The sequence below is a fragment of the Mycobacterium sp. genome, assembly GCF_035623875.1.
Classification (GTDB): Bacteria; Actinomycetota; Actinomycetes; order Mycobacteriales; family Mycobacteriaceae; genus Mycobacterium.
Genome location: NZ_DASPSP010000204.1, coordinates 1 through 4838, shown reverse-complemented (window position 1 = coordinate 4838; position 4838 = coordinate 1). Strand labels below are relative to the sequence as shown.

At 65.6% G+C, this 4838-nt stretch carries 3 protein-coding genes and 1 pseudogene; 3 read left to right on the top strand and 1 reads right to left on the bottom strand.

The genetic code is table 11. The features are described 5' to 3' along the window. A partial coding sequence (locus VEI45_RS17250) for a hypothetical protein (RefSeq protein WP_324855357.1) occupies nucleotides 1-503 on the bottom strand: 503 nt, incomplete at its 3' end. Between the two features lie 230 nt (nucleotides 504-733). Here VEI45_RS17250 and VEI45_RS17245 point away from each other — a divergent pair. The 3 genes and pseudogenes from VEI45_RS17245 to VEI45_RS17235 all read left to right on the top strand — a co-directional run. After that, nucleotides 734-1198, top strand: a complete 465-nt coding sequence (locus VEI45_RS17245) for a pyridoxamine 5'-phosphate oxidase family protein (protein WP_324855355.1) — start codon at nucleotides 734-736, stop codon at nucleotides 1196-1198. Between the two features lie 26 nt (nucleotides 1199-1224). Continuing rightward, nucleotides 1225-4242, top strand: a complete 3018-nt coding sequence (locus tag VEI45_RS17240; protein WP_324855353.1) for an amino acid adenylation domain-containing protein — start codon at nucleotides 1225-1227, stop codon at nucleotides 4240-4242. After that, nucleotides 4239-4838: pseudogene (locus VEI45_RS17235) on the top strand (hypothetical protein); the annotation flags it as partial. The gene VEI45_RS17240 and the pseudogene VEI45_RS17235, both read left to right, overlap by 4 nt.

Genomic DNA, 4838 nt, shown 5'->3' with positions numbered 1-4838 from the left:
AAGAAGTATGAAGACAAACGGGACCTGTTGCGCCAGGACGCTGTGTCCAAACCGGTTGATTTTTCATGACGGTCGATCACGCCGATAGTACCGGACTCCAGCGCCCCTCCACCTTTCGTAAAATCGACATGGCTTATTCCGTAGACCGCCTCTTCGAAATCGAATGGGTACCAATCGAGCTGTACGCGGCTCGACGGTCCTGAGAGCGAAACGCGTTCGGCAGCACGAGCCATCTTGGCTTGGATTAGAGTCGCTCTCCTAATGAGCGAGCCGGAACTGCCGATATCGACGACGATCAGGAGATCAGCCAATTCGCAGGGCTGGGACCGACGCTTGGCATCGGTGAACCGCACAATGGGCGCGGCGTGACAGAATACCCCTGACAGATTGAGCCTCAGACCAAGGCCGCTGCAAAGTGGCTTCCAAGCTTTGGCGATTTCCTTGATGCCGCCGAGCGTCACGGCGGCAACGAATCCGACCTCACCACGAGGCGGCGAAAGCATCGCGCGCGAACCGACGAGAAGTACATCGTCGATCGCGCCGGCGCATGATCATTTAAACGGACGAGCGTGACCTGGGCCGTTCGACGAGCGCCACCCTTGACAACCCATGGTGCGGGAGCTTCTCTTGCGAGGCCCTAGCCAGAAGACGGTAAAAGCACCCATTCACCTGCTGAGATATAGAGCCAACCGGAACGCCCCGGGCACACTGGTCGAGAAGCCTAACCTTTCGGGTGGTTATCTTGGAACTCAGAATGTCGGTCGCGGCACGTGAGGCCTTTCTTGCTGCCGTGCACGTAGCGATTATCGGTGTGGATGATCCCCGGGGCGAGAGTGCGCCGTTGCTTGTTCCGGTTTGGTACGGGTACTCACCGGGCGGGGATATTGTGGTCGAGACCAGCCGGGAGTCCCTCAAGGCGCGGCTTCTGCGTGGCGCCGGAAGATTCAGCCTCTGCGTTCAGGACGAAACGGCTCCCTATCGTTACGTGAGTGTTGAGGGAGCGATCACTGAAATTGCCGATCCGATTCCCGCGGAGGAGCGTCGGAATCTCGCATTTCGATACCTCGACCCCGGGACTGCTGAGGCCTACTTGAAAGCCAATGAAATCCAGCTGGCGGAAGACATACTCATTCGTATGCGTCCCCAGCGATGGCGGACCGCCGATTTCTCGGCGTTCGCCGCGGGCTTTTCTTCCTAGTCGGGACCTCGAGAGGAACAGGCACCGTGCCTTGCCTACACGAGCTGTTCGACGCTGTAGCTGCGCGCCGCGGGAGCGCCCCGGCGGCGATGGATCACGGTCGCACGATCAGCTACGAGGAGTTGAAAGCACGGTCCGACCGGTTGGCCCGTCGGCTTTACAAGGCCGGGGTGTCGCACGGCGACCGGGTCGGCGTCTCCGGCGGGCGATCGCTGGACGCACTCGTCGCATTTCTGGGCATTCTGAAGATCGGCGCTGCTTATCTGCCTCTCGACGACACGTCTCCGCCGCGTCGGCTGCAGGCCATGGTGGAAGAGGCCGGCGTGCAGACCGTCGTGGCCCTTCCCGGCAGCGCCCATCGGATCCGCCGCATCCGCACGCAGGTCGAGCTGCGCCACGACGACGCGGGCGATGACAACGTGATTGCGCTTCCCGCGGCCGTGACCGACGAGGACTGCGCGTACGTCATGTTCACCTCCGGATCCACGGGGCGCCCGAAGCCGGTGGCCATCCCGCACCGCGGGGTGGTCGCGCTGTCCATGTCGGACGTCGTCCATCAACGGCCGCGCCGCGACGACCGGGTGCTGCATGCGTACAACTTGTCCTCGGACGCGTCCACCATCGAGATCTGGCCGCCGCTGCTTGCGGGCGCCTGCATCGTCATTGCGCAGCGGGAAGAGCTCCTCTCGCCGACCGCTTTGGAAACTCGACTTCTCGAGGACGAGGTCACGGTCGCCTATCTGACGACTGCGGTCTTCCATCACGTCGCTCGCGTCAAGCCGAACGCGGTGAAGACATTGCGCTTCGTGTCGGCCGGTGGCGAATCCATGGACCCGGTACTGGCCGGCGCCATCGTCGACAGCTGCCCGGACACCACCGTGGTGAATTTCTACGGCCCGACCGAGAACACCGTGGTATCCACGGCTTACCTGGTTCCGAGGGGCGCGGAATCTCTCGACCGAGTTCCCGTCGGCCGCCCGCTGGAGCACACCACCGTCCACGTGGTTCGCGCCGACGGGACGCCGGTGGACGTCGATGAAGAAGGCGAACTCCTGGTCGGTGGCGCCGGTCTGGCTCTGGGTTACCTCGGCGACCCCGAGTTCACCGCTCGTAAGTTCGTCCGTTATCCGACGCAGACCGGCCCTCTCGTGTATCGCACCGGTGACCGGGTCGTCCGCAACGAGCGCGGGGAATTGGAGTACCGCGGTCGTCTGGACCGGCAGATAAAGCTGCGCGGTCACCGGATCGAGCTGGAGGAAATCGAAGCCCGACTCCGCGCGGATCTGCGCATCGGTGAGGCGGTCGTCGAGTTCGACGGGCATTCACTGATCGGTTACGTGACGCCGGCATCTCCCGGGTCACGGCTGCCCACCGATCAGGTGCGCAGTGATCTCGCCAAGTGGCTCCCGGCACCCGCGGCGCTGTCCCGGTTGATCGAGGTGGCTGAGCTGCCGGTCGGTCCTACTGGAAAGGTCGACCGCAAGCTCCTGGCCGGCCTGCTGGCTCAGGACGCCGAGGCTTCCTCGTCGTGGAGCGCCGAGCCGGAAAGCGTGCCGGCGGCCCGCGGCGGCGACGGGCTCGTCGACACCCTGGCGCGGATCTGGCAGAACGCCCTGCGGGTCTGGCCGGCGCTGGACGACGACTTCTTCGCTGTGGGCGGGTACTCGCTGCTGGCTGCGCAGGTGGTCACCAGCACCATCAGTGCCCTGGGTATCGAAGCCCGACACAGCACGAGCCTGCTCCGCTGCCTGCTGCAGACGCCCACGCTCAAGGGGTTCGCTGCTGCTGTTGCTGCCGTCAGCGGCGGCGCGACGCTGAGCGAGACGCCGGCTGTCGACTTCGAGTGCGAAGCCCGACTCGGCCTGCAGCTGCCTGCGGCGGCGCCTGACACGGCGAACCCCGCGAACCCCGAGCACGTCCTGCTGACCGGCGCCACCGGGTTCGTCGGGGCCTACCTGCTGGAGAGCCTGCTGTCCGGCACCGAGGCCGTCGTCCACTGCCCGGTCCGCAGCCAGAGTCCGGCGCACGCTCGGGCACGTGTGCTCGCCAACCTCGCCCGCTACGGCCTCGATCGCAGCTGCGATCCCGACCGCATCGTCTGCTTCCCGTCGGACCTCGCCGCGGATGGCGACGGGGACCTCGACGACGACCTCCGCCGCCTGAGCGAGCAGGTCGACCTGGTCATCCATTCCGCTGCTCAGGTGAACTTCCTGTACCCCTACGAGGCGCTCCGTCAGGCCAACGTCGAAGGAACCAAGCGGGTCATCCAGGTCGCCGCTCCGCGGCGGGCGCCGATCCACTTCATCTCGACGGTTGCCGTCCTGGCCGGGTTCGGTGCAGCCGGCGTCCGGCACGTCGACGAGGACGTGCCGCTGGCCCACGCCGACTTGCTCACGATGGGCTACGGCGAGAGCAAATGGGTCGCCGAAGAGGTCCTGCGGGACGCGGCGAAGCAGGGCGTGCCGGTGGCGATCTACCGCCCTTACGAGGTCATGGGCGATCAGGTCACCGGCGCCTGCAACACCGAGACCGCGATCTGCTCGCTGTTCAAGTACATCGCGGACACCGGTTCGGCCCCGGACATCCCGTTGCCGCTCGACCTGGTTCCGGTCGACTACCTGTCCGACGCGATCATCCACATCGCGACGACGCGGAAGATCACGAACCAGACGTACCACCTGACCAACCCGCGCCCCGCGAGCCTGACCGACATGATCGAGTGCATGCGGGCTGCCGGGCATCGGATCTCGCAGGTGCCCTACCACGAGTGGGTGGCCGACCTGGTCAAGTACGTGTCCCGCCATCCCGACGCCCCGACCGCGCCGTTCGTGCCGCTGTGCGTGGACCGCGCCAAGGTCGGCGACATGTCGGTCAAGGAGATGTACTTCGAGGGAACGTTCCCGACCCTCGGGCGGGACAATGTGGAACGCGACCTGGCGGATACCCAACTGCGTTGCCCGCCGGCCGACTCGGCACTGCTCAACCTGTACCTGAACCACTTCGATGCGGCTGGGTACATCACACACCCGCGGAGGGTGGCATGACGGCGAATGCATTCGGCGGAGGGGAATCAGCCGTCGTGATCACGGAGGGTGCCGTCCCGGACGACGACTCGCTGACGCCCTACCTCGAGCTGCCGCTGGCCCCGCCGGGGACGATGGGCCCGCCCGAGGAGTACAACTGGCTGCGGGAGCAGGCGCCGGTCACCAAGCTGAGCGTGCCGGCGGAGTTCAACGCCACGATCTGGTACGTGACGAGCTACAACGACGTGAAATCGCTGCTCGCCGATTCCAGGTTGATCCGCCCCACGATCAACGAGTGGCCGAAGATCGAGAACCAGCCGGAGGACATCGGCACGCCGCTGGTCACGATGATGGAGTTCAACGGCCCGCAAGCCATCGCGCTTCGCCGGGTCGTGGCGGAGGCCTTCAGCGCGAAGACGATCCAGGCGTACCGGCCGCGGATGCGCGCGAAGGCCGACGAAATGTTGGCCGACTTGGCCAAGCGGGGTCAACCGGGGGACATCGTCCGGGACTACACCGAGCCGTTCCCCCTGTGGGTGATGTGTGACCTGGTCGGCATCCCCTTCGACGACCGGGACCATTACCTCCCGCTGGCCGACGCGGCCCTGGGCGCCATG